The organism is Trujillonella humicola (genome assembly GCF_046233715.1).
In the GTDB taxonomy this organism is placed as follows: Bacteria; Actinomycetota; Actinomycetes; order Mycobacteriales; family Geodermatophilaceae; genus Trujillonella; species Trujillonella humicola.
The window spans coordinates 1-24,946 of sequence record NZ_JBJNRJ010000037.1 but is presented as its reverse complement, the minus strand read 5'-3'; the positions used below and the strand labels follow the sequence as shown (position 1 = coordinate 24,946).

Here is a 24,946-nt window from a genome sequence, read left to right as displayed (position 1 = left end):
AGCCCGGCCGTCACTCCTCCCAGGCGAGGACGGCGGCCGGGCAGGCGAACGCCTCGGCGAAGTCCGCCCGGCACTCCATGCCGCGCAGCCTCGCCAGCGCCGAGAAGGTGTCCGCGCGCCACCAGTCGTGCCCCCGCTGCGAGGGGTAGTGCCGGTCGAGCAGCTGCCACTTGCGGGCGACGATCCCGGGCGCCAGCGGCCAGTAGGTGGCCGGCCGCCCGGCGCCCAGGTCGCCGTCCCACTTGGGGATCTCGTAGTGCAGCACGAGGTGGTCGCGGAACGCCGTGCGCACGAGCTCGCCCACCAACCGGTGGTCCTGGTGGGCGTCGGCGGGCGAGGGAGCCAGCACGACGTCCGCTCCGCCGCGGGCGGCCATCGCCTGGAGCAGGTCCTTCACCTCGCCCCAGTGCGCGGGCAGCCGGCCGTCGGGGAGCGCACCGAAGCTCATCTGCGGGGTCGCCGGTGTGCAGAAGGCAGTCAGCGCGGCCCGCGACTCGGCCTCCCGGTCCGGCGTGGAGGAGAGGACGAGGGCCTCGGCGGAGGCCAGGGCGCCCCGGCCGGCGAGGTCGAGGACCAGCCCGCCGCAGCCGATCTCGATGTCGTCGCAGTGCGCGCCGATCAGGGCCAGGCGCAGCGGGCGGCGGGGCAGCGTCAGGCGCAGCACCGGGTCAGGAACCCGCGCCCGAGCCACCCGCCGGCACGCCGCTGCCACCCGTGCGGCGCGGGTCGGCCTCGTCCCACAGGGCCCACGGACGCCGGTGGTGACGCGCCATCGTGTCGAGCTGGCTGCGCTCCTTCACCGTGTCCGCCGGCTTCCAGAAGCCGCGGTAGGGGTAGGCCAGCAGGCGCCGCCGGGCCGCCAGGCGGGGCAGGGCGTCGGTGACGAGGTCCTCGCCCTCGTGCAGGTGGTCGAAGAGCTCCTGGGTGAAGAAGAAGTAGCCGCCGTTCTCCTGCACCGGCAGGGTCGAGACGTCGACGATGTCCTGCACGTAGCAGTCGTCGTCGGTCTCGACGAGGTGGAAGGCGGCCTGCGGCGGGACGGCCAGCAGCGAGCCGATCGCGCCCGACGCGCGGAAGCGCTGCTCGATCAGGTCCAGTGGCGCGTCGGTCAGGACGTCGGCGTAGTTGGCCGCGAACACGTCCTCGTCGGCCACGTGGTCGCGCACCCGGCGCAGGCGCTCGCCGATGGGGGTCTCCAGGCCGGTGTGGACGAACGTGATCGTCCAGTCCGGGATGTCGGACGAGAGCAGCTCGATGTCCCTGCCGCCCTTGCGCATGACGAAGTCGTTCGACCGCGTCTCGTCGTAGGACCGGAAGAAGTCGACGACGTGGTGCGCGCCGTACCCCAGGCACAGGACGAAGTCGCTGTGCCCGAAGTGGGCGTACAGCCGCATCACGTGCCACAGCAGCGGGCGGTCGCCGATCATCTGCATCGGCTTGGGGATGTCGTCGACGTCGTCGCGCATGCGCATGCCGTAACCGCCGCAGAACAGCACGACCTTCACCGTGCCACCACCTCCCGGGCTCCCGCCGTCGTCGTCATGCCCGATCCTCCCCGCGGCCTCGGCCGCCGGGCGATCAGAGGACGGATACCGGCACGCACGTTGGCACGCTGAGTGAGTCTCCGACCACGCAGGTAGTCGAAATTCACCCGTTCTGCTAACGCTGCGTGACTCCGCCGGGGTGGTGCGCGGTAGCGTGCCGGGCACAGCGACGAGTGATGCGAGGGCCGACGTGCGAGTGCTGATCACGGGGACCGAGGGCTACCTGGGGTGCCTCACGGCGCAGGAACTCCTGCGAGCAGGCCACCAGGTCGTGGGGGTGGACACCGGGTACTACAAGTACGGGTGGCTGTACCCGGGCGTGGAGCACGTGCCTGAGACGCTGGCCCTGGACATCCGCCGGCTCGGGCGCGAGCACCTCGAGGGTGTCGACGCCGTCGTGCACATGGCGGAGCTGTCCAACGACCCGATCGGTGACCTCATCGGCGACGTCACCTACGACATCAACCACGCCGGGTCGGTGCACCTGGCCGGGGTGGCCAAGGAAGCCGGCGTCTCGCGGTTCGTCTACATGTCCTCGTGCAGCGTCTACGGCGTCGCCGAGGGCACCGTGGACGAGTCGAGCCCCGTGGACCCGCAGACCTCCTACGCCCGGTGCAAGGCCCTGGTCGAGCGCGACGTCTCGGCCCTGGCCTCCGATGCGTTCTCCCCGACGTTCCTGCGCAACGCCACCGCATTCGGTGCCAGCCCGCGGATGCGCTTCGACATCGTGCTGAACAACCTCGCCGGGCTGGCGTGGACGACGAAGCGGATCGCGATGACCAGCGACGGCTCGCCGTGGCGGCCGCTGGTGCACGCCCTCGACATCGCCAAGGCCATCCGGATGACGCTGGAGAGCCCGCGCGAGCGGGTGCACGGCGAGGTCGTCAACGTGGGCAGCGAGGGCAACAACTACCAGGTCCGCGACATCGCCGAGATCGTTGCGGCCGAGTTCCCCGGGTGCGACCTCTCCTTCGGCGATCCCAGCGCCGACAACCGCAGCTACCGGGTCGCCTTCGACCACATCCGGGAGGTCCTGCCCGGTTACGACACCGACTGGGATGCCAAGGCCGGCGCAGCCCAGCTCCGCCGCGTCTTCGAGTCCATCGACCTGGACGAGGCCACCTTCACCGGGCGCGGGCACACCCGGCTCAAGCAGATCGAGTACCTGATGCGCACCGGGCAGGTCGACGAGAAGCTCTACTGGGCGAGCCGATGAAGTACACCGAGCTCGACGTCGCCGGCGTGCACCTGGTCGAGATGGAGCCGTTCACCGACGACCGCGGGGCCTTCGCCCGGTCGTTCGACGCGGCCGAGTTCGAGGCGCTGGGCATGCAGCCGGCGGTCGCGCAGTGCAACGTCTCCTGGAACCACCGCGCCGGCACGCTGCGGGGCCTGCACCTGTCGCTGCCCGGTCACCCCGAGTCGAAGTTCATCCGGTGCACGCGTGGCGCGATCGTCGACGTCGCGGTCGACGTCCGGCCCGATTCGCCGACCTACCTGAAGCACGTGATGGTCGAGCTCACCGCGGACAACCGCCACGGTCTCTACCTGCCGCCGCACCTGGCCCACGCCTACCTCACGCTGACCGACGACACCGAGATCCTCTACATGGTCAGCGTGCCCTACGCGCCGGGCGCCGAGATCGGCTACCGGTACGACGACGCGGCGTTCGGGCTGGCCTGGCCGCGGGAGGTGGAGGTCATCAGCGACAAGGACGCCGCCTGGCCGGCCTTCGACCCGGAGACCAACGCCGCCACCTTCGCCGCGGGAGCACCCGCGTGATGGTCGTCGACACGCTGCTGCAGCGCCGGCAGACCGAGGGGCGGCCGGTGCGACTGGGTCTGGTCGGCGCCGGCTTCATGGCCCGGGGCCTGATCAACCAGGTGATCAACAGCACCCCCGGCATGCAGCTGGTGGCGGTCTCCAACCGGACGCCGTCCCGTGCGCACGACGCCGTCGCCGCCGTCGGCGGGCAGCCGGCCGCGGCGGAGAAGCCTGCCGACGTCGATCGGCTGGCCGCGGCGGGGCAGGTTGCGATCACCGACGACCCCACGGTGCTGACCGCCAGCGACGCGGTGGAGGTCGTGGTCGACGCGACCGGTGCGGTGGCGTTCGGGGCCGAGCTGGCGCTCGCCTGCATCGCCGGCGGCAAGCACCTCGTGCTGCTCAACGCCGAGGTCGATGCCACCTTCGGGCCGCTGCTGGTGACCAAGGCGGACGCGGCCGGCGTCGGGTACTCCGGTGCCGACGGCGACCAGCCGGCCGTGCAGATGAACCTCATCCGCTTCGTCCGCCAGATCGGGCTGCGACCCCTCGTCGCCGGCAACATCAAGGGGTTGCAGGACCCGTACCGCAATCCCACCACCCAGCAGGGGTTCGCCGAGCGGTGGGGCCAGGACCCCTGGATGGTGACCAGCTTCGCCGACGGCACCAAGGTCAGCGTCGAGGAGGCCCTGGTCGCCAACGCCGCCGGCTTCACGGTGCACAAGCGGGGGATGCTGGGCCGCGACCACCACGGGCACGTCGACGACCTGACCGGCATGTACGACGTCGACGAGCTGCGGGCGATGGGCGGCGCCGTCGACTACGTCGTCGGCAGCAAGCCGGGGCCGGGTGTGTACGTCCTTGCCGAGCACGACGACCCCCGGCAGCGGCACTACCTGGAGCTGTACAAGCTCGGCGTGGGCCCCCTCTACAGCTTCTACACGCCTTATCACCTGTGCCACTTCGAGGTGCCGACGACGGTGGCGCGCGTCGCGCTGCTGGGCGACCCCGCCATCCGTCCGGCGGGCGCGCCGCAGGTCGACGTGGTGACGATGGCCAAGACGGACCTGAAGGCGGGGACGGTCCTCGACGCCCCGGGCGGCTACACGTACTACGGGGAGGCGGAGCGCTCCGACGTGACCCATCGCGACCGCCTCCTGCCGCTCGGGCTCGCCGAGGGGTGCCGCCTGCTGCGCGACGTGCGCAAGGACGACGTCCTCGGCTACGACGACGTCGAGGTGCCCGACGGGCGCCTGGTCGACCGGTTGCGCGCCGAGCAGGACGAGCTCTTCTTCGGCGGCAGCGCCGCGACGGCGTAGGCGCACCACGCCCGACGTCGCGGACACCCGCGACGCCGGGCGCATGCCCGACCGGGCCGGCCCACGTGCGGGGCCGGCCCGGTCGCGCGTCTCGGTCCCGCCGTGTCCTGGTGGTGAGTCCCCGTGCTCGTCCCGACGGCAGCGTCGGAAGTCCGGTGCCGTCCGCGTGCTGCGCACGGTGTGGCACGTCACAACGTTCTGCGATCGCCCGGTAACTGCCTGGTGACGACGTCACTCGTGGGACGGACGTGACGGAGGAGTCCACCGCATACCCACCGTGACCTTCCCGATGCGCTGCGCATGTGCCAGGGTGCCAAACGACATCGACGCAATTCGTCTGGCCCTGCCAGGCTCCGGAGGCACCGTGCTCTTCCCCCGCTCCTCGCGAGTGACCCCTGCCCAGCACCGGCCCCACCCGGCCGGGCGCCGCTCGAGGCGGTCTCGACGGGAGACCCCGCCGTCCACCCGTGGCGTGGGCTCGCTGGCCGTGGCGGCCGTCATCCTGACCACGGCCGCCACCGGCTTCGCCGTCGTCGGCACCATGGATCCCGCACCGGTCGCGGACCGCACCACGGCGAGCCATCAGGCGACCGATCCGACCATCCCCTCGGTCGGCCGCGGCGTGCCGCCGGGGCCGCCGGCGAGGGCCCCCCACGCCGCGCCCGGCGCAGCGGACGCCGCTGCCGGAGCCGGCGGAGGCGCAGCCGGTGCCCCGGAGGCCACCGCTCCCGGCTCCTCCGGCCCGGTCCGGGAGAGGGGGGCGGCGCCGTCGACCGCGGCCGGTGGCTCGTCCGGGAGCAGCGCGCCTGCGGGGAGCACCCCGCCGGCCACCGGTGGATCGTCCCCCGCGCCGGGATCCTCCCCGCAGTCGGCGCCCTCGGGCGGCGCTGCGGCCGCGCCGGTCCCGGTGGCCTCGGCAGGCTCGCTGCCGCACCACTCCGGGCTCAGCTGGCGCAGCGGGGTCTACATCCCCGGCTCCAACGCCGCCACCTACGCCTCGTTCGGGCAGTGGCGGGGGAGCGGGCTCGACGTGGTCGTCGACTGGTCGGCGCGCAACAGCTGGAACGACATCGTGAACCCCACCTGGCTCTACGACGCCTGGGCCGGCACGCCGTACACCAAGGTGTTCGGGGTCGCCATGGTGCCCGAGGGCGACGGCTCGGCCACCATCGCCAACTGCGCCCGGGGCGCCTACAACGACCGCTGGCGCGAGTTCGGGCGCAACATCGTCGCGGCCGGCCTCGACGACGAGTCGATCATCCGCCTCGGCTGGGAGTTCAACGGCAACTGGTACAAGTGGAGCGCCTACGACCCCGCCGCGTGGGCGGAGTGCTGGCGGGCCATCGTGAGCTCGGCCGAGCAGACCGCCCCCCGTCTGCGGTGGGACTGGACGGTCAACCGCGGCGTCGGGCAGAGCGTCGCCGACGCCCGGCAGGCCTATCCCGGTGACGCCTACGTCGACATCATCGGCGTCGACTCCTACGACATGTGGCCGGGAGTGCGCACCGAGGCCGACTGGCAGGCCCACTACGCCGGTCCGGGCGGTCTGCGCTCGTGGGTCGACTTCGCCCGTGAGCGCGGCAAGCTGCTGAGCGTGCCGGAATGGGGCGTGTACCCCGGCACGGCGCACGCCGGGAACAACGGCGGGGACAACGCCTTCTACATCCAGAAGATGGCCGAGTTCTTCCGCTCGCTGGGCCCGCTGCTGGCCTACGAGGCCTACTTCAACGAGCCCGCCTCCTACTACGCCGGGTCGATCTTCGGGCCGGAGCAGAACCCGCGTGCGGCGGCGGCCTACCGCCAGCACTTCCGCGCCTGACCGCGCACGGGCCGCGACCGCTCAGGCGGATCGCGGCCCGTCGCCGTCGGTGTTCGCCGTCCAGAACGCGGTGAGCAGCCACGCGAGGTAGGCCGTCTGCGGCTGGAGCAGGGCGCCGGAGAGGAAGAACGTCATCACCAGCAGGGTTCCCGGGACGACCCGCCACGGGACGCGGTCGAGCAGGCTCACCACGATGAAGAGGGCGAACAACCCGCCCGCGATCAGGCCGTACTCGAACACCAGCTTCGGCACGGTCGTGTACACGGCGGCCTGGCCGATCTGGGTCCCTCCCCGGGAGGAGTCGAGCAGGCGCTCGGAGGTCCCGGCCCCGGCCCCCCAGGCGTAGCGCAGCGGCTCGTCCTCCAGGCCGGCGAGTACCTCGTCGTAGGGCTGCACGAATCGCTGGTAACCGCTGCTGCCCTGCTGCGTCGTCTCGTCGCTGCGTTCGAGCAGCAGCGGAGCCACCGGGCTGAGCAGGACCAGGACCACGGCGACGAGCCCGGCGACGACGTAGCCGGGGCGCAGCGCGCGCGGCGCGCGGAGGACAACCAGCAGCGCGCCGACGGCCAGCAGGATGATGCCGGTGCCCGAGACCGACGAGGCCATCCCCGCCACCAGGATCAGCAGCTGCCACGCGCGGACCCGCAGGACGAGCCCGATGACGACGGCCAGGGCGCACAGCTGCGACAGGAACGACGGCTCCAGGATGACGAAGGCGTTGGCCTTGTACGTCGGGGAGTCGTACACGAGCGGGATGCTGATGTTGTAGCCGGGAACCAGCCAGTCCTCGCCCAGCCACTCGAGCAGGTAGTCCTCGTAGCGCCAGACCCCGAGCAGCTGCGTGGCCAGCTGCCCGACACCGACGAGCGCGAGCACCACCATGAGGCGCACGAAGCCCCGCCCGACGTGGGCGAGACCGTCCCGGGCCTGAGCCGGGTCGCACCGCAACCGCAGGACCCAGGGCACGTAGATGACCAGCAGCAGCAGGAAGGAGGTCATGGAGACGGTGATCTGCTGCGAGCTGACCACCACCGTGGCCGTGATGACGCCGACCAGCGCCAGCAGGAGGAGTTCCAGCCGCAGCCGGCTGACGCCCAGCCGGTGGCGCACCAGCAGCAGGGCGAGACCCGCGTAGACCAGCGGGATGGCGACCGAGACGGAGTTCTCCCCCAGCGGGATCCCGATGCGCTGGGTCAGCACCAGCACGACGAGCAGCGCCGTGATGCCGCGCAGGGGCAACGGCCGGGAGGCAGGAGCTGCGGCGGGCGGTGGATCGCCGGGCGCCGGCTCGGCCGCGCGGGCCGGGCCCAGGACCTCAGTCAAGGCGGTCGCCGAGCAGTTCCTGCGGGAGCCGGAGCACGCGCACGCCCGTCCACAGCGACAGCAGGGCTCCGTCGGTGATCATCCGCCGCGGGTCCCGCGAGGCCACCAGCCCGAGCGCGGGAACGGCGAGGGTGGTCGCCGCGGCCCAACCGGCCAAGGCCCTCGGCCGGCGACCGAACGTGGCGGAGAGGGCAGCGACGGTCCCCACGCCCGCCCAGCCGGCGCCGGCCAGCACCAGCGCCCGACTTCCCCGCGCCATGCGGGGGTACCACCCCGGGGCCCTCGTGTGCCAGCGCTCCCTGCGCAGGAACGAGCGCAGGTCGCCCGGGAAGCCGTGGTGGACGGCGCCCATGCCCGGGACCAGAGCGACCGTCCCTCCGCGCGCCTCCACCTGGATGGACAGCTCGGCGTCCTCCCCGGTTGGTCGCTGCGGGAAGCCGCCGACGGCGGCGAAGGTCTCGGCGCGGATCAGCAGGTGCTGGCTCCACACCCGCGATCCGGCGTGCGCGCGGGCCGCCTCGACCTCGGCCCAGCGGCGGGCGACCCACGGCGCGTCCGCGGCCGCGCGGCTGCGCGAGCCGACCAGGTCGGCTCCGTCGGCGAGCGCCTGCAGTCCTGCGGCGAGCCAGCCGTCGTCGACCTCCGTGTCGGCGTCGACGAAGGCCAGGACGTCGACGGCGCCACACGCGTCCGCGCCGCGGTTGCGCAGCGTGGAGATGGTGCCCTCCGCGATCTCCAGCACCTCGTCGGCGAGGCCACGCGCGATCTGCGGGCTGCCGTCGGTCGACCCGTTGTCCACGACCACGATCCGTGTTCCGGCGGGCCCCTCCCGCCGTAGGGCCTCGAGGCATCGTCGGATGGTGCTGCCCTCGTTCTTGCAGGGGACCACCATCCCCACCCTCGGCTCGGCGGGCAGTCGCCCGACCGGAGCCGCAGAGCCGGGGCCCGGGCCTGGCGCGTGTGGCACGACCGATGTCACCTCACCGGGGGATTGGGCCCGGGGAGGGCCCCGAGCGCGTATTTGCCGTGTCAAACTCTAGACACGGTCCAGCCGCGCACGGGGCCGATCGACACGGTCGGGCTACCCCATCACCCGGTTCACGGACATCAACCCGAACGGCAGAGGAGAGAGTGTGCGCGGTCCCTCGACGACCGACTCGAGCGGGTCGGTGGTGCTTCGTGCGCTGTGGCGCGCCCGCTGGCTGATCCTCTGCGCGGTCGTCGTGGCCGGAGTCGGCGGGTACGTGGTGACCGCCAGCCAGCAGGAGACCTATCGGGCCGAGAGCGAGGTCGTCCTCTCCTCGACCGAGGAGTTCGACCCGCTGGGCCGGCAGTCGTTCGGCGAGGCCACCCGCTACGTCGCCAACCAGCTCTCGGTGCTCTTCGCGCCGCAGGTCCTCGACACGGCGGTGGAGGCCCTGGACGACGGCACCACCAACATCGAGCTGGCGGAGGCGATGGACGTGTCCGCCTCGGCCGATGCCGACGTCCTGACGGTCACCGCGACGGCCTCGACGGCCGAAGCGGCCGCGGCCCGGGCCAACGCCGTCGTCGATGCCTACCGCGGCTTCGTCCTCGACCGGGTGGCGGCCCGGGCGCGCGCTGCGGAGGCGGCGACCACCGATCCGGTCATCATCGAGGAGATCCGCGCGCGGGCTGCGAGCTACGGCGACGGCGTGGCCGTCGTCCAGTCGGCCGCGGTCCCCGACCAGGCGGCGGGACCGAACCCGGCCCGATCGGCGTTGCTCCTGGCGGTCGTGGCCGCCCTGCTGGCCGGCGGCATCGCCGTGTGGCGGCGCGGTGACGGTTCGGCGGAGGTGTCGCTGCCCGAGGCCATCGCGGCTCCCGTCCTCGCCACGGTGCCGGTACGTCCCCGGACCGGCCGCCGCGCGGGTGAGCCCGACGCCGGCAGGTTCGCGCTCGCCCTGGTGGCCCTGCGCTACGCCGTCGAGGACCGTCGGGGCCCCGTGCTGCTGAGTGGAGTGAGCCGGCACAGCGGTGCGCCCGCCGTCGCCGAGGGGCTCGCCGTCGCGGCCGCGGACGCCGGGCTGCGCGTGCTCGTGGTGGACGCCGAGCCCGGACGTGAGGTGCTCGGCCGTCTCGGCGCGCATCCCCCGCAGCGGACTCTCGACGCGCTGGCCGACCCGTCCGTGGCCGAGGGCGAGGTGCTCGTCGGCGTCGAGCGGCCCGACCGGCGAGGGCCGGCGCTGCACGTCGCCGTTCTCGGGGAGGACGAGCGGCCGGCCCCCGAGGCCGCCGTCACCCGGGCGCTCGGCCGCCTCACCGGGGCGTTCGATCTCGTCCTGCTGCACGGCGGACCGGTGGCGGACAGCGCCCGGGCGTTCAGCCTGCTCCGCGAGGCGGCGGTCGTCGTCGGTGTGGCCGGCCCGGACGACGCCCCGGCCGCCGTGCGGCTGCTGCGCGAGCGGGTCGCCGCGGCCGGCCGTCCCCTGGCCGGGGCGGTGGTCACGCAGCCGGCCGGCCGCCGGCGACGTCCCGCTCCGCGGGCTCCGTCCACGGCGCCCGCCGGTGCGCGGGCCGCCGGACCACCGGTGGGCGCCGTCGCCGAGCGCTGACCCGGCGCACCGCGGGCGCGGTCAGGCCGCCGCGGGCTCGTGTGGACGCGGTCGCCCCTCCGTCACCACGCGGCCGCCGACAGTGGCCCGCCCGGTCAGGAGGCCGCGCACGTAGCACGTGTGCTCCCGTGACCGGGCGACATCCCCGCGCAGCCTGACCGCGAGGGCGCGAACGGAGTAGCCGACCGCGAGCAGCGCGGCGGTGGCTGCGGCCGTGGGGGTGGAGGAGTACTTCCGCAGGTACCGGGTCATCGAGGCGCCTCGCAGGCGCATCATCTCCAGGGACGGTGCGCCGGAGCCCCCGCTCGTTCCCGGGACCACGACGTCGGTCCGGAGCCGTTGCCGCAGCCCGCGCTCCCGGCAGGCGCGCCCGAACGCCATGTCCTCGTTGTAGACGAAGAAGTCGGGGTCGAAGCCCCCCAACTCGAGGAAGGTGGTCCGCCGGACCGCCATGCAGGCGCCGCTCACCCAGTCCACGGTCAACTGCTCGCCGCGGCGGGGCCGGGCGAAGAGGCCGGCCGAGCGCCAGATCTTGTGCAGCCCGAGGGCGTGGACTGCGGCGCGGCGCACGGTCGGTTCCCAGCCCCCGATCCCGATCTGCATCCGGTCCTCGCCTTCGACCAGGACGGCGGCGCTCGCCGCGCACCGCGGATCGTCCACCACGTCGCTCACGAGCGTGGCGATGTCTGCGGCCGTCGGGCGGACGTCGGGGTTGACGAAGACGACGACGTCGGCCGACGACGACCGCACACCCGCGGTGGCCGCCTGCCCGAAGCCGATCCCGCCGCCCGACAGGTAGCGTGCGTGCGGCCGACCGCGGAGGAGATCCTCCAGGCCGTCGCTGCCGTCGGAGTTGTCGACGACCGCCACCGGCAGGTCCGGCGGCAGGCCCGCGAGCAGCGCCGCCACCTGCGGGCGGCTGCGGTAGCCGACCACGACGAGCTCCACATCGACGCTCCTGCCGTGCAGATTCTCGGGCACCGGCGCTCCGTTCGGTCCAGGGTCGCCCGGAAGGGCGACACCACACGTGGTCCTAGCAGGTAAATTACCCTCTGTTGACCCTTTGATGACGCGGGGTTCACCCTCGCGGGCGACAGCTCGTCCATGGCACGGAAGGGCGCGCCACGGCGTTCGGCCTGTAGAGCACCCTGCATACGCCTGGGGCTGATCGGGATCAGCGTGACGTGCGCGGGCCGGGTACCGGAGGAAGTCGAGGAGACGGCGTGGTTCAGGCAGGCAACGACTCGTCGACGCAGCGGCCGGACGCCGCTCCCGGGACCGCGCGGCGGGCCGGGGGGGCGGGCAGCCCGCGGCGCCGGGGATGGGTGCTGGCTGCCGCGGTCCTGGTCGTCGCCGCGCTCGTCGCCTGGCTGGTCGTCGGCCGGGACGACCCTTCCGAGGACGGCCCGGGTGGCACGTCCGAGGCGGGGCCGCCCCGCCCGGGATGGGAGGGCGCCATGGTCGGGGTCTTCCGCAGCACCAACGCCGAGGAGGTGGAGGCGTACGAGGCGTGGCTCGGTCGCCCCCTCGACCTCGTCGTCGACATCCCGGCGAGGGCCAACTGGTTCGACATCTCCGCCCCCGACTACCTCCTGGAGGAGTGGCAGCAGGCGGGTCGGCGGCTCGTGATGGGCCTGGCGATGCTCCCCGAGGAGGTGGACGGGGTCAGCATCGAGGCCGGCGCGCGCGGGGAGTACGACGAGTACTTCCGGACGCTGGGGGAGCGGATGGTGGCGTACGGGCTCGAGGACTCCGTCCTGCGCGTGGGTTGGGAGTTCAACCTCGAGTCCTGGCCCTGGTACACGACGGACGCGGAGACCTGGATCCGCTATTTCCAGCGCATCGTGGACGCGATGCGCTCGGTCCCGGGCCAGGCGTTCCAGTTCGACTGGAACGTCAACAACGGGAACTCGCGCGGCATGGACCCGGTGGACTTCTACCCCGGCGACGACTACGTCGACTACGTCGGCGTCGACGCCTACGACGTGGCGGGTTCGGTCTACCCGGTCCCGTCCGGCTGCACGGGGGACTGCGCCCAGGACTACCACCAGCGGGCGTGGGACGACGTCGTCTACGGCGGAGACCGCGGCCTCCGCTTCTGGAGCGAGTTCGCCGCCTCGCGGGGCAAGCTCCTCTCCCTGCCCGAATGGGGCGTCTGGGAACGCTTCGACGGGACCGGAGGCGGCGACAACCCCTTCTACATCGAGCAGATGGCCCGCTTCATCGCCGACCCGGCCAACGCGGTCGGCTACCAGGCCTACTTCGAGGACGACAACAGCCAGGGAAGCCATCGGCTGATGGGTGGCGAGTTCCCCCGGTCGACCGAGCGCTACCTCGAACTGTTCGGTGGCTGAGCGAGCGCGGGGGCGGCAGGTCCCCACGGGTCACCACAGCTCTCGGTACCGGTCCGCGGCGATCGGCGACCGGGTCGCCGGCATGAGAGCGAACGCGTTGCCGTCGATCGGCACGTTGAACAGGATCTCGTAGAGCAACTGCCCGGGACCGTCCCCGGCGGTGATGCGGAAGTACTGGTTCATCTCCTCCACGTACACGCCGGCGTCACCGAACCGCGCGTGCGGACCCCACTCGCTGACGGCGAGGGGAAGACCGACGCTGCGGGCGAACTCCAGGTGGCGGTGGATCCCCGACGGGGCGCCGAAGCTGTCGACGGCGAAGGCGCGTTGCCAGAACTCCTCCGGCGTGTCGACGTAGGGCCAGGCGTTGAAGTAGGGGATCGAGATGACGTCGACGTACTCGGGGCCCGGGAAGAACGTGCGCCAGTCGAGGCGCTGCTCGGCCGGCGTCTCGTAGTTAGGGGTGAACACCAGCCGGGCGGCCGGGAACCAGGTGAGCTGGAGTGCGCGGAACCGCTGCCACGCGGCGACGAAGTCGGCGGACTCGCCGGCCGTCACGCTCCAGGGGAACCACGTCCCGTTGAACTCGTGCGCGAGGCGCAGGTAGAGGGTGCCGGGCCGCCCCTCCCACGACCTCGCGAGCTCCTGCAGCGACCGTGTCCACCGGGCGTCGTAGGCCCCCCGGGCGGCCGCGGCCCAGCTCTCGTGGCGCTCGATCGCGCCGATGGCGTAGTCGAGGTCGGCCGTCCAGCCGCCGTACTGACCGTCGGGCCGGACCTGCCACAGCGCCAGCTGCCCCTGGTTGCTGTCCGCCCAGGCCCCGGCGATGGGCAGATCGGTCCCACGCCAGGCCGCGAACTCCCCGGTGGGCACCTCGTTCCCGGAAGCGCCGGACCTCCAGGTGGGGCCCGTCACCGATCCCGCCAGGGAGAAGGAGGTCCCGGCCGTCGCGCAGGGGTCGGCGACCGAGCCGTCCCCCACCAGCGAGACGGTGAATTCGTAGGCGCCGGGCGCGAGCTCGACGACCGTCGACCAGGCGCTGCCGGCACCGAGATCGCTCGGCTGCACGAACCCCGAGGTGACCTGCGTGCCGGCGGGTGCACGGGACACGGTCCAGCGCAGGGAGCGGTCGGGGTCGGCCGTCGTCCCGGTGACCAGCACGTGCCCGGGGCGCAGCTGCGCGTCCGGGGCCGGCGCGTGCACCTGGACCAGGGCGCCGGAGCGACAGGCCGGCTGGGGAGCCGGGTCCCCGGGGGTGGCGTCCGGACCGGTCGCGTCGTCCGTCGGGGCGGTGGGGAGAGGCCGCTCCTCGTTCGCGGGTCCGCCGTCGCCCGGGACCAGGACGACGACCCCCGCGGTGATCAGCAGCAGCGCGACCACGAGCGCGACCGGCCACCAGGGAGGCCCGCCGCGCCACCGCTCCGGGGCGCGTCGGCGGGTCGCGAGACGGGCTCGCAACCGCTCGGTGGCCTGCAGGATGCGGGTGTCGTGCGGTCGGTCGGACACGTGCTCCCACTCCGGTAGTCGGACACCGATCGGCGGCGGGCTTCCGCGCCGGTCGTCCGGACGCTAGGCAGCCTCGGGCGGTGGCGACAGCCGCTCTGCCCCGTCCGGGTGAACCCGGCGCGCATTCGTCCCGGGTCCTCACCGACCCGGCGCGGGTGGTCGCCCGCGACCGGCTCCGTGTGCCCGTCCGCATCGTCGCGGTTCTCGTCCCGTGGGACGCGCGCGCCCCAGGTGCACCGTCGGCCTCTATGCTTCGACGGGCGAGGAGGGCGCTGGCGCTGCGCGGGACGCCGGCTCAGCGCCCGTCAGCAGGGGCGCGCCTCGCCCTACAGCGCAGGTCACGGGGCTGACCGCCGGGAATCCGAGGTATGTCCGAGTACACCATCGAGCAGGTCGAGCCGGACTTCCTCGACGTCCGGCGGCAGGAGCCGGTCACCGTCGACGCGGTCCGGCGACGGATCGCCGAGCCGGACGCGCCCGTCCTCGTCGACTTCGACCACACGCTCTTCGCCGGGAACAGCACCGAGCTCTTCATCTCCAGTTGCCGACCGTCCCCGGTGGTCGCCGTCATCGACTTCCTGGTGCGCGGCTGCCTGCCCTGGCGGCTGGTCCCCCGTGGTCGCGGCTTCCGCGTCCGCGACTACCTGTGCGTCGTCCTGATCGTCGTCCTGACGCCCTGGAACGTGTTCCGGTGGCGCCGGTCGGCGCCTGCCCTCTTCGAGCGGCACCGCGCCACCGAGATCTCCGCTCTCTTCGCCGACGTCGACCGGTCGCGGCTGACGATCATCTCCTTCGGCATGGCGTTCGTGATCAGCGGACTGGTGAGAGGGAGCGAGTACGAGTCCGCCGGACTGCTGGCGACGCCGCTGCTTCCTCGACCGTCCTGGTTCGCCGGTGGCAAGACGGCGGCGGCGGTCGAGGGCGTCGGCGCGGGCGGGGTGGCCCGGGCCGTCTTCGTCTCCGACTCGCTGGACGACGCCGACCTGCTCGGGGCGTGCCGCTCGGGTCTCCTGGTCCCGCCACAGGGGGAGCGGATGCTCGCCCGCGAGCGTCTCTACATCCCGATGCGCTACACGGCGCGGGTCAAGCTCTCGCCCTGGTACGCGCTGGACCAGTTCCTCCTGGTGGACGCTCTCGTCATCGCCATCGCCGTCAGCTACGACCTGACGAGCCTCCTCCACTTCGGGCTGATCGCCCCGCTGCTGCTGCTGTCGGTGATGTCGGTCTACGAGCTCGGCTACTTCGAGAACGACATGGTCGCCGCGCGGTCCGAGGAGCGCCCGGTCCTCGACCCGAACGTCTCGCGGTACCGGGAGTACCCGATCCGGCTCCAGGCGTGGATCTGGGCCGCTGCGTTCGCGGCTGCCGGTCTGGGCGCGGCCGTCCTCCTCGGGGAACTCGGGACCGACGAGTTGCTCCGGGCCGGCATCGGGTGGGCCGTGCTGCTCGTCGTGCTGCGCGCGGTGTTCTTCCTCTACAACCGGACGAGGACCGAGCGGCGGATGTTCGTCTACCCGCTGCTGCAGGCGTTGAAGTACGGCGCCGTCTTCGTGGTCTTCGTCCCCACCGTCCTCGGGGTGGCCCTGGTGATGAGCCAGATCATGGGGATGTGGGTGGTCTACGTCGTCTACCGGCTCGGTGGGAGCAAGAAGGCGCTGAACCGGGACGTCTTCGGTGCCGTGGCGTTCCTGATCGCTGCCGGCCTGCTGGGCCTGGCGAGCGTCCTGCACGGCGGGGTGGTCGAGGAGGACGCGGGGCGCGAGTCGGCGAACCGGCTCTGCTTCGTCGCTGCCCTGCTGTGGTCGCTGGCCAGGGTCAGCAAGGCCCCGGTCACCCGTGGGGTCAGGGCCGGGCTCGCCCAGCGCAGAAGAGACCGGGTCGTCGCTCGGCCCCTCGTCGAGCAGGTCGGGTGATCGTCGGGCTGCGGGAGCGAGAGGACGCACCTGTGCAGCGGCGTGGCAGGAGGGGGTCCCGGCGCCGTGCCGGGTGCCGGGCGGCTGCCGGCGGCGGGACGACCCGCTCCGTCGGTCCGCGGTCCCGGACCCTCCGCCGCCCGCTCGGCCGGTGATACCGTCGCGCGGAGTGGACGGCGTGCGGGCGGGATCGGCGCCGGCCGCACCGGCTGCGGAGGTGCGGGGCAGGCCCGTGCGGCAGGCCGCCTGGACCATCGCCGCCCAGGTGCTCTCGAGCGTCGCCAACTTCGGCCTCACCATCGCCGTGGCCCGCGCCGTCGACGCACAGGTGGGGGGCGCCTTCGCCTACGCCTTCCTCGTCTTCTCCCTGGTGATCGCCGTCTCGCGGGCGGTCACGACCGATCCGCTGACGATCCGGTTCAGTGCCGCCGCCGCCGCCGACCGCGACGTGGCCATCGCCCAGGCCGCGTCGAGCGCCGCGGGGGTGGGTCTCCTCTCCGGCGTGGTCTGCGCGCTCGTCGGCCTCGTCCTGGGCGGCGATCTGGGGTTGGCGCTGCTCATGCTGGCCGTCGTGCTGCCCGGCCAGCTGCTCCAGGACGCCTGGCGCAGCGCGGCCTTCGCCAGCAACGACGCGCGCCGCGCGACGGTCAACGACGGCCTGCGCGTCGTCGTCCAGTTCGCCGGTATCGCGCTGGTCATCTGGTCGGGTGTCGACAGCCTCGTCTGGTACATGGGCGCCTGGGCGGCCGGTGCGTGGGCGGCGGCGCTCCTGGGGATGTGGCAGTTCCGCCGGCCGTCCGGCGCCGCACGGAGCCTGGCGTGGCTCCGCGCGCACGCAGGTCTCAGCGTCCGGCTGGGGTCCGGCATCCTGATCAACATGGGGGCGGTGACCCTCACCACGTCGCTGCTGGTGGTGGTGGTCGGAGTCGCCGATACGGGCGGGCTGCGCTTCGCGCAGAGCGTGCTCGGTCCGATCCAGGTGCTGTTCGGAGCGGTCACCGCGTTCATGGTGCCGTTGCTGGCCCGGCGGCTGGCCCGCTCGGGCCCCGGCTCCCTGCGCCGCCCGGCCGCACTGGTGTCCCTGGGTGCGCTGGCGGTGAGCGCGGCCGTGGTCGCGGTCCTGCTGGTCATCCCCCCATCCGTGGGCGAGGAGCTGCTAGGCGACTCCTGGCAGGGGGCGCGGGCGGTGATGGCCGCGGTCGGCACCATGCAGTGCTTCGTCGCCCTGTCCCTGGGGGCGTCCCACCTGGTGATGGCCATGGGGCGGGCCGACCTCATGCTGAGGATCGCGTTGCTGCAGGCGCCGCTGCTGCTCGCGCTGGGTGTGGGCGGTGGCGTGATCTTCGGGATCGAGGGGGCCGCGTGGGGGCTCGCCGCGGCGCAGGGCATCGGCTGCGCCGTCATCGTGTTCCTGGCCTGGCGGGCCCGGCCCGACCGCAGCGGGTCCCTGGCCCCGGAGGCTCCGGCCGCGGCCGGCTGACCGGACAGGACCGGCGGCGGCGGCCCTCGAGCCGTCCTGGCCCAGGCGGGCGACCGGGCTCGGCCGTAGGTCCGGTCGTGCCGTAGGGCGCGCGTCACGACGTGGGGCAGGACGGGCGTGCCACCCGCGAGGCGGCGCACGGCCGCACCGTCCCGGCCGGGGAGGATTCCGCCGGTGAGACCCTCGCGGTCGCTCGCGTCAGAACAGCCCGGGTCTCCCGGCGTGAGGACCGACCCGCGTCCTGCCACCGACGGTCGCTCTCAGGCCGAACGGCACATCCCTGCCCACGCTCAGCTGGTCGGATGTGGAGGCACTCCTGACCGCGGGAGGCATACCGGCTATTCAGGCGGTAGCCCCCGATCAGCGGGTCCTCCCCACGCCGGCGACGACGACGTGACCCGCCCGAACCTTTTCTCGGTCGGGTCGAGGCTCCGTCGAGGTCATGCGGTGAGCATCCGGAGGGGCACTACCTTGCGGGCATGAGCTGGCTGGTCACCGGCGGGGCCGGTTACATCGGGGCGCACGTCGTCGCGGCGATGCGCGCGGCCGGCGAGGACGTCGTCGTCCTCGACGACCTGTCCACCGGCGACGCGGCGCGCATCCCCGGCACCCCGCTGGTTACCGGCAGCGTGCTCGACCCCGCCCTGGTGGCCCGAACGCTGCGCGAGCACGACGTGCGCGGCATCGTGCACCTGGCGGCGAAGAAGCAGGTCGAGGAATCGGTCCGCCGGCCCCTGTACTACTACCGGGAGAACGTGGAAGGCCTTCGGGTGCTGCTCGAGGCCGCGACCGAGGCCCGGGTCGGATCGTTCGTGTTCTCCTCCAGCGCCGCCGTGTACGGGGCGCCGGACCTGGATCTCGTCGACGAGGACGTCGACTGCCGGCCGGTGAACCCCTACGGGACGTCGAAGATCGTCGGCGAGTGGATGGTCGCCGAGGTCGCCCGCGCCACCGGCCTGCGCTACGCGAACCTGCGCTACTTCAACGTCGCCGGCACCTCGACGCCCGAGCTCACCGACCGCGGGGTGTCCAACCTCGTGCCGATGGTCTTCGAGCAGCTGGACCGCCGGCAGCCGCCGCGGGTCTTCGGCGACGACTACGACACCCCCGACGGCACGTGCATCCGCGACTTCGTGCACGTCGGGGACATCGCCTCGGCGCACGTGGCTGCTGCGCAGGCGCTGGGATCGGGCTCGGTGACCGCGCTGACGGCCAACATCGGCCGCGGCGAGGGCGTCTCGGTGCGCGAGATGGTGCGGGTCATCCGCTCGGTCACCGGCACCGCGGACGAGGGGTGGGCCGAGCCGGTCGTCGAGCCGCGCCGCGCCGGTGACCCGCCGCGGGTCGTCGCCTCCGCCGACCGGGCGGCCGCCGAACTCGGCTGGCGGGCGCGGTTCGGCGTCGAGGAGATGGTCGCCTCGGCGTGGGAGGGCTGGACCCGCCGAGGCTGATCAGCCGGTCCAGCCGAGCAACTCGTTCGCCGTCCAGGTGTTGATCACGCGCTCGGCTGGGACGCCGGTCTGCACCGCCCGCTCGCAGCCGTTGGACTGCCAGTCGAGCTGGCCGGGCGCGTGCGCGTCGGTGTCGATGGCGAACTCGCAGCCCAGCTCGACGGCGAGGGAGAGCAGCCGCCGGGGCGGGTCGAGCCGCTCGGGGCGGGAGTTGATCTCCACCGCCGTCCCGTGCTCGACGCAGGCCGAGAACACCGCCTCGGCGTCGAACTGGCTCTCCGGCCGGGGCCGCTGGGTGCCGTTGCGCTGCCGGCGGCCGATGACCAGCCGGCCGGTGCAGTGCCCGAGGACGTCGGTGTGCGGATCGGCGACGGCGGCCAGCATCCGCTCGGTCATCGCCGACCGCTCCGCCCGCAGGTCGGAGTGCACGCTGGCGACGACGACGTCCACCCGCCCGAGCAGCTCGTCGGTCTGGTCGAGGCTGCCGTCGAGGTTGATGTCGACCTCGATGCCGGTGAGGATCCGGAACGGCGCCAGCTCCTCGTTGAGCTCGGCGACGACGTCGAGCTGCTTCTCCAGCCGGGCCGCGGTGAGCCCGTTGGCGACGGTCAGCCGCGGCGAGTGGTCGGTGAGCGCCAGGTACTCGTGGCCGATGCCCATGGCGGCCTCGGCCATCTCGCGGATCGGGCTGCCGCCGTCGGACCAGTCCGAGTGGCTGTGCAGGTCGCCGCGCAGCAGGGCGCGGTACTCCGCGACGTCGCCGGCCAGCTCCACCAGGTCGGCGTGCGCCTCCTCGAGCGTGCGGAGGTACTCCGGGACCTCGCCGGCGTGGGCCTGCACGATGGCCGCGCCGGTCTTGGGGCCGATGCCCTTGAGGTCGGTGAGCGTCCGGGTGCGGATCCGCCGGTCGAGCTCGCCGTCGTCCAGGCCGTCGAGGACGGCCGCGGCGGTGCGGAACGCCGCGACCCGGTGCGTGGGCTCGCGGGCGCGCTCCAGGAGGAAGGCGATCCTCCGGAGCGCGGCCGCGGGGAGGAGTGGCTCGGTCAGCTCGTGACCTTCTTCGCCTGCTTCTTGGCCTTCTTCTCCGCCTTCTTGTGCGCCTTGCTCGCGCGCTTGGCGGCCTTCTCGTAGTTGGCCTCGGTGGACTTGGCCGCCCGCTGGGCAGCGCGCCGGGCGCGGTAGCCGACGGAGGGGCGGCCCTCGGTGTCGACGGCGGCGAGGATCAGGCCACCGAGCAGGCCGGTGTTCTTGAGGAAGTTGGAGATCTGGCCGAACTGCTCGGTCGGGTCGTCGTGCTCCCAGAACCGGTGACCGGCCAGCGTGGTCGGCACGATGGACGCCGAGAGCACCAGCGCGGACAGGCGAGGCAGCTTGCCCAGCGCCAGCAGCGAGCCCGCGGCGACCTTCACGCCGGCGTCGATCTTCACCCACTGCTCGACGTCCCTGGGCACCTCGACGGGCAACTGCCCGTCGGCCACCTCGGCGATCTTGTCCACCACGGGGGCGGCACCGGGCACGCGGTCCTGCGGCTTGCGCAGCGTGCTGATGCCTCCGTAGATGAAGGGCGCGGCGAGCAGGGGCCGGGCGATCCGGCGGACCAACATGGGCAGACCTCTTCCTTCGAGCGAACCGTCTCCGTGTCCTCATGCCCACGTCCGCGGGCCGGACACCCGTGATCACGACCGTAGTGACGTCACGGGCCGTCCGCCTGCCCAGCGGGGACTGCCCTCCAGGGGTGAGGGGGCCTGTCGGACGGCGCCCGCAGCGGGCAGGCTGCCTGCATGGGGAAGGCGCTGCTGGGACTGCTGCTGGTCGTGGTGGCCGTCGAGATGATCGCCGTGGTCGTCGTCGGCGCCGTGCTCGTGCTGCTCGGGACGACGCAGACCACGCTGATCGGCGTCGGCATGATGTTCGCCGCCGTGGTGGCCGCGATCCTGGCCTGGCGCTTCGCCCGCCGGCGCGCCTGAGGGTCGGTTCGGGTCAGCCCAGCAGTCGCGCCGCTGCGTGCACGATCTCGGTGAGCTCGACGCCCATCGCCTGGGCGACGGCCTGCAGGTCGTCGAGGTCGAACGGGCTCTCCTCGCGCAGCTTGCGCGCCACGCTGGCCTGGTTGATGCCGGTCTCGCGCGCCAGTTGCCGCCCTGACCAGCCACGCTCCTCGAGCATGGACCGGATGACGGAGGCCACGGCCGCGGACAGGTGCACGCGGATCACGGTAGGGGCTGGCGCGCGGCGAGGTGCCCCGTCGGCGCGTGCTGTGCGGTGTGCTCAGTCGTAGGGGTCGGTGAGGACGGCGCGGGCCTCGACGACGGTGAAGGTGACCGGCGGGCCGGTGGTCGTCGTGGTGCCGGGGACGTCGACGCTCGCGCCGCCGTCGACGCTGAAGACGCCGCTCCAGGTGGTGGTGAGCGAGGCGGTGTAGGTGCCCGACGCGTAGTCGTGGGTGACGGTGTGGTCGGGGTAGGGGGCGCCGGGGTCGGTGGTGGTGAGGTCGGTGCCGTCACCGGTCCGCCAGGTGAAGGCGTCGGCCGTGGCGACGATGTCGACCGTGAACCCGCGGATGTCGAGGCTGTAGCCCTGGGTTGTCGGGCCGTCGGTGAAGAAGATGACCGGCAGGCCGACGAGCGCGTCACCGGGCGGCTGCTGGAGGGTGGGGAGCTGGGGGAGGGGGAGCCGCTCGAAGTAGCGGAACACCTCCTCCGGCGTGGGCGCCGGGTTCAACGCCGTGACGTCGACGCACCCCCGCGTGAAGGTCTGCCACGCGCCGACGGCCGTCCCTGCCGGTTGCGGTGGATCCAGAACAAAGCCGTCCACTGTCGTTCCGTCTGGCAGCACCAATTGCCGCTGCTGAACGGTCAAGAAGCGAACCAGTCGATCTGGTGGCGCCTGGCAAGCCTGGTCCAAATCCTCTAGGCAGTCGTTGTTGGTCCAGGCGTCACAAGGTGGGATTAGTCGCCATGTGTACGGTTGCGGAGTCGGCGGACTATTGTTCGCGGTCAATCCCCCGCCATCGGTCACCGCTACATATGCTGCGGTCAGGGCGCCTGAACCTATGCCTACCTGGGGTTCCTCGCACACGCGCCGGCAATCGTCCGCATGTGCAGGTGTAAATGTGGCGGAAGCGAGAGTGAAAGCGGTTGCGGCCGCAATCCTGACGAGGGTTGACTGGCTCGTCATCCGAGGGTCAGTTCGGTGATGAGCCAAGAAGCGAGTTCGCTGTCCCAGCGAAGACTCGCTCCCGAAGACACCTGATCAACGGCCTCGAACGTTAACTCCGGCACCGGCTGCCCAGCTGCATCGAGGACACTAAGGGCTGCTTGATCGGCCAAGAATGCAACCTCGGCATCTGAGTCCGGCTCAAGTGCTTGGATCCAGGTGATAGTCAGCTCGCCGCCCCGGTACCGATATCCCGCGGCAGCATCTTCCTCTGTGTCGGCCGCGATCCTGTCGCAGTCTGCGCACTCGTCTGAGAACTCGCGCATCGGAGCGGCGTCCATAATGGTTGAGGTTCGATTGATGAGGGCGACGTAGTAGCGAACGAAGGCTTCAGCGCCTTCGGCGTCCTGCGTTCGGGCCTCTGGGGGCATCGGCAAGTCGGGTGGGCCCAGGGGCGGCAGGGCTTCCGCGGTCTGCGAGGGCTCGGCGGTCGTCTGCGGCAGGGTCTCGTTGGCCGGCTGCTGCTCCGAGCACCCGCTGAGCAGCGCCGCGGCCACCACGAGCGCCGCCGTCGTCCGCGCCGTCCACCCGGTTGCCACGCGTGACCTCCCCGTCCTCACGGAGTCGGGACACTAACCAGCCGCGGGTGCCAACCGCAGCCCTCGCTGTGGACAACCGCCCGATCGGGCCCATTGCGGGTCGAGTTCGTGCGCTGGGGGTGCTGCAGGACCGGCAACGGGCGGGGAACACCCGCAACGGGGTTGGCTCTCGCGGTCGTCCTCGTGCTCTTGCCGTGCTGCAACGCCGCAAGAGCCCGGACAACACCGCGAGTGCGAGCCCCGGGGCACGTCGACCGCCGGATCGGGCTCCTTGCGGGTGGAGTTCGTGCGCTGGGGGTGCTGCAGGACCGGCGACGGGCGGGGGACACCCGCAACGGGTCGGCTCTTGCGGTCCTCATCGCGCTCCTGCGGTGCTGCAACGCCGCAAGAGCACGGACGACGCCGCGAGAGCGGGCCCGGGCCACGTCGACCGCCCGATCGGGCCCATCGCGGGTCGAGTTCGTGCGCTGGGGGTGCTGCAGGACCGGCAACCGGCGGGGAACACCCGCAACGGGTCGGCTCTTGCGGTCCTCCTCGCGCTCCTGCGGTGCTGCAACGCCGCAAGAGCACGGACGACGCAGTAAGAGGGGAGCCGGGTTACGTCGTCCGGCAGCAGTAGACGGTCAGCGAGCCGGCCTTGGTGAACACGAACTCGGTGGCGGCGTCGCCCATCTCGCCGTCGTAGGCCAGCGCGTGCGGGCCCGACAGCGAGCGGACCGCGACCTGGCGCACCTGCTCCGAGGCGTACCCCGACACCCGGTCGGAGACGCCGAGCAGCGTGCCCAGCACCGCCCGCGTGCGGCTGAACGGGATGTCGGCGCGCAGGTACTGGACGTCGAGCAGCCCGTCCTCCAGCCGCGGCCGCCAGGCGGGCGCGAGGCCGCGCGGGGTGTAGGCGCAGTTGCCCACGAACAGGATCCAGACCCGCACCCGCCGCCCGTCGAGCAGCAGCGACACCGGCGTCCCGCGCCGCAGGGTCTGCGCGGCAGCCACCGTCATGGCCGCCCACTTGCCCAGCCGGCCGGACAGCTCGTCGCGGCGGCGCACCACCTCCGGGTAGCTGCCGATGCTGGCGGTGTTGAGGAACGTCGTCCCGTTGACCGACGCGACGTCGACCGTCACCGCCGAGCCGGAGGTGACCGCTCCGGCGGCGTGCGCCACGGTCTCGACGCCGACGTCCCGGGCGAAGTGGTTGAGCGTCCCCGCGGGGATGACGGCGAGCGGGAGTCCGTGCTCGACCGCCACCGCGGCGGCCGCGGCCACCGAGCCGTCGCCGCCGGCCACGCCCAGCGCCCGTGCGCGGCCCGACCGCGCCGCCTCCCCGAGCAGGTCGGCGACGCCGCGCTCCGCCGACATCTCCAGCACCTCGGCCCGCGGCAGGAGCTCCCGGATCTCGGCCGAGGGGTCGTAGTGCTCGGCGCCCGACCGGGGGTTGACCGCCACGACGAGGCCCGCGCCGTCGGGGAGGACGGGCGCCGAGCGGGCCGGTCGCACCCGCGCGGGGGTCCGTGGCCGGACCGCCCACCACCGCCTCCCGGCTGCGGCCACCGCCGTCCCCACGGCGAAGCCGGCGACCACGTCGCCGGGGTAGTGCACGCCCACGTGCACACGGGAGTAGCCGACCGCCGCGGCCACGGGGGCCAGCGCCGCGCCGGCGAGCGGGCTCTCCATCGCGACCCCGGTGGCGAACGCCGCCGCCGAGGCGGCGTGCCCGCTGGGGAAGGAGTGCGTGGTCAGGCTTCGCCGCAGCAGCCGGTGCTCGCCGAGGAGCGACAGGTCGGGACGGCGCCGGCCGAACACCTGCTTGAGCAGCGCGTTCACCACGCTGCTGGTGACCACGAGCGACCCGGCGCCGCGGATGGCGGCCCGCCGCGGCGCGCCCTTGCGCGTGGCCAGGAGCGCGCCGACGCCGAACCAGAGCAGGCTGTGGTCGGCGGCGGTCGACAGCCGGCGCAGCCACCGGTCCGCGGGGGATGCCGGAAGGGTGCCGATCGCCGCGTGCAGGCGGGTGTCCCAGTGCCGCGGTGACCTCACGCGTTGCTACTATGTCAAGCCGCGGCTGGAAGGCACGTTCCAGCCGCGGTGTCGGTCGGTCGAAGCAGGTTGAAGACGATGCGAGCCAGGCGGCGCTTGAGGGCGCGG

Annotated in this window: 22 protein-coding genes; 10 read left to right on the top strand and 12 right to left on the bottom strand. The window is 73.0% G+C overall.

The window, feature by feature from the left end; all coding sequences use genetic code 11:
- Nucleotides 1-10 precede the first annotated feature (10 nt).
- Nucleotides 11-664 carry a PIG-L deacetylase family protein gene (locus tag ACK586_RS17085; RefSeq protein WP_409331696.1) on the bottom strand — a complete coding sequence of 218 codons (654 nt, stop codon included), beginning with the start codon at nt 662-664 and terminating at the stop codon, nt 11-13.
- Nucleotides 665-668: 4 nt separating this feature from the next.
- Nucleotides 669-1,505, bottom strand: coding sequence for a glycosyltransferase family protein (locus ACK586_RS17080; protein ID WP_409331695.1), 837 nt, complete (start codon nt 1,503-1,505; stop codon nt 669-671).
- 229 nt (nt 1,506-1,734) lie between these two features.
- Between ACK586_RS17080 and ACK586_RS17075 the strand changes: the two genes are divergently transcribed.
- The 4 genes from ACK586_RS17075 to ACK586_RS17060 all read left to right on the top strand — a co-directional run bounded on the left by ACK586_RS17075 (nt 1,735) and on the right by ACK586_RS17060 (nt 6,446).
- Nucleotides 1,735-2,760, top strand: coding sequence for an NAD-dependent epimerase/dehydratase family protein (locus ACK586_RS17075; protein WP_409331694.1), 1,026 nt, complete (start codon nt 1,735-1,737; stop codon nt 2,758-2,760).
- On the top strand, nt 2,757-3,326 hold the full coding sequence (locus ACK586_RS17070) for a dTDP-4-dehydrorhamnose 3,5-epimerase family protein (protein WP_409331693.1): 570 nt from the start codon (nt 2,757-2,759) through the stop codon (nt 3,324-3,326). The genes ACK586_RS17075 and ACK586_RS17070 overlap by 4 nt, the downstream gene beginning before the upstream one ends.
- Nucleotides 3,326-4,627: an NAD(P)H-dependent oxidoreductase gene (locus ACK586_RS17065; RefSeq protein WP_409331720.1), complete on the top strand. Its 1,302-nt coding sequence runs from the start codon at nt 3,326-3,328 to the stop codon at nt 4,625-4,627. The genes ACK586_RS17070 and ACK586_RS17065 overlap by 1 nt, the downstream gene beginning before the upstream one ends.
- A gap of 907 nt (nt 4,628-5,534) precedes the next feature.
- Nucleotides 5,535-6,446, top strand: coding sequence for a glycoside hydrolase family 26 protein (locus ACK586_RS17060; RefSeq protein ID WP_409331692.1), 912 nt, complete (start codon nt 5,535-5,537; stop codon nt 6,444-6,446).
- Between the two features lie 21 nt (nt 6,447-6,467).
- On the opposite strand, the gene ACK586_RS17055 is transcribed toward ACK586_RS17060, so the two are convergent.
- Both ACK586_RS17055 and ACK586_RS17050 read right to left on the bottom strand, forming a co-directional pair.
- Entirely contained in the window at nt 6,468-7,769 is a 1,302-nt protein-coding gene (locus ACK586_RS17055; protein ID WP_409331691.1) for a hypothetical protein, read from the bottom strand.
- Complete coding sequence (locus tag ACK586_RS17050) at nt 7,762-8,661, bottom strand: glycosyltransferase family 2 protein (protein WP_409331690.1); 900 nt, start codon at nt 8,659-8,661, stop codon at nt 7,762-7,764. Before ACK586_RS17050 ends, ACK586_RS17055 begins: the two co-directional genes overlap by 8 nt.
- Before the next feature lie 241 nt (nt 8,662-8,902).
- Between ACK586_RS17050 and ACK586_RS17045 the strand changes: the two genes are divergently transcribed.
- Nucleotides 8,903-10,345, top strand: a complete 1,443-nt coding sequence (locus ACK586_RS17045) for a P-loop NTPase family protein (protein ID WP_409331689.1) — start codon at nt 8,903-8,905, stop codon at nt 10,343-10,345.
- Between the two features lie 21 nt (nt 10,346-10,366).
- Here the strand turns inward: ACK586_RS17045 and ACK586_RS17040 are convergent, their stop codons facing one another.
- Nucleotides 10,367-11,326: a glycosyltransferase family protein gene (locus ACK586_RS17040; RefSeq protein ID WP_409331688.1), complete on the bottom strand. Its 960-nt coding sequence runs from the start codon at nt 11,324-11,326 to the stop codon at nt 10,367-10,369.
- A 242-nt stretch (nt 11,327-11,568) separates the two neighbouring features.
- Here ACK586_RS17040 and ACK586_RS17035 point away from each other — a divergent pair, with 242 nt between their 5' ends.
- Nucleotides 11,569-12,699 (top strand): glycoside hydrolase family 26 protein, encoded by a 1,131-nt coding sequence (locus ACK586_RS17035; RefSeq protein ID WP_409331687.1) that lies wholly within the window; start codon nt 11,569-11,571, stop codon nt 12,697-12,699.
- 30 nt (nt 12,700-12,729) lie between these two features.
- On the opposite strand, the gene ACK586_RS17030 is transcribed toward ACK586_RS17035, so the two are convergent.
- Nucleotides 12,730-14,205 (bottom strand): glycoside hydrolase family 26 protein, encoded by a 1,476-nt coding sequence (locus ACK586_RS17030; RefSeq protein WP_409331686.1) that lies wholly within the window; start codon nt 14,203-14,205, stop codon nt 12,730-12,732.
- Nucleotides 14,206-14,573: 368 nt separating this feature from the next.
- Between ACK586_RS17030 and ACK586_RS17025 the strand changes: the two genes are divergently transcribed.
- The 3 genes from ACK586_RS17025 (at nt 14,574) to galE (ending at nt 19,049) form a co-directional block, all read left to right on the top strand.
- Nucleotides 14,574-16,118, top strand: coding sequence for a hypothetical protein (locus tag ACK586_RS17025; RefSeq protein ID WP_409331685.1), 1,545 nt, complete (start codon nt 14,574-14,576; stop codon nt 16,116-16,118).
- Nucleotides 16,119-16,350: 232 nt separating this feature from the next.
- A complete protein-coding gene (locus ACK586_RS17020; protein ID WP_409331684.1) occupies nt 16,351-17,598 on the top strand; it encodes an MATE family efflux transporter in 1,248 nt (415 codons plus the stop codon).
- 479 nt (nt 17,599-18,077) lie between these two features.
- Nucleotides 18,078-19,049, top strand: a complete 972-nt coding sequence (gene galE / locus ACK586_RS17015) for a UDP-glucose 4-epimerase GalE (RefSeq protein ID WP_409331683.1) — start codon at nt 18,078-18,080, stop codon at nt 19,047-19,049.
- Here the strand turns inward: galE and ACK586_RS17010 are convergent, their stop codons facing one another.
- On the bottom strand, nt 19,050-20,096 hold the full coding sequence (locus tag ACK586_RS17010; RefSeq protein ID WP_409331719.1) for a PHP domain-containing protein: 1,047 nt from the start codon (nt 20,094-20,096) through the stop codon (nt 19,050-19,052). It abuts the gene before it with no gap.
- Nucleotides 20,093-20,653: a DoxX family protein gene (locus ACK586_RS17005; RefSeq protein ID WP_409331682.1), complete on the bottom strand. Its 561-nt coding sequence runs from the start codon at nt 20,651-20,653 to the stop codon at nt 20,093-20,095. The genes ACK586_RS17010 and ACK586_RS17005 overlap by 4 nt, the downstream gene beginning before the upstream one ends.
- Nucleotides 20,654-20,830: 177 nt before the next feature.
- On the opposite strand from ACK586_RS17005, the gene ACK586_RS17000 reads away from it, so the two are divergent.
- Complete coding sequence (locus tag ACK586_RS17000; RefSeq protein ID WP_409331681.1) at nt 20,831-21,016, top strand: MYXO-CTERM sorting domain-containing protein; 186 nt, start codon at nt 20,831-20,833, stop codon at nt 21,014-21,016.
- Between the two features lie 13 nt (nt 21,017-21,029).
- On the opposite strand, the gene ACK586_RS16995 is transcribed toward ACK586_RS17000, so the two are convergent.
- From ACK586_RS16995 to ACK586_RS16980, 4 genes are all read right to left on the bottom strand, one after another.
- Complete coding sequence (locus tag ACK586_RS16995; RefSeq protein ID WP_409331680.1) at nt 21,030-21,254, bottom strand: helix-turn-helix domain-containing protein; 225 nt, start codon at nt 21,252-21,254, stop codon at nt 21,030-21,032.
- 63 nt (nt 21,255-21,317) lie between these two features.
- Nucleotides 21,318-21,770 carry a hypothetical protein gene (locus ACK586_RS16990; protein WP_409331679.1) on the bottom strand — a complete coding sequence of 151 codons (453 nt, stop codon included), beginning with the start codon at nt 21,768-21,770 and terminating at the stop codon, nt 21,318-21,320.
- Between the two features lie 452 nt (nt 21,771-22,222).
- Nucleotides 22,223-22,804, bottom strand: a complete 582-nt coding sequence (locus tag ACK586_RS16985; RefSeq protein WP_409331678.1) for a DUF6318 family protein — start codon at nt 22,802-22,804, stop codon at nt 22,223-22,225.
- A 597-nt stretch (nt 22,805-23,401) separates the two neighbouring features.
- Complete coding sequence (locus ACK586_RS16980; RefSeq protein WP_409331677.1) at nt 23,402-24,838, bottom strand: bifunctional phosphatase PAP2/diacylglycerol kinase family protein; 1,437 nt, start codon at nt 24,836-24,838, stop codon at nt 23,402-23,404.
- Between the last annotated feature and the right edge of the window lie 108 nt (nt 24,839-24,946).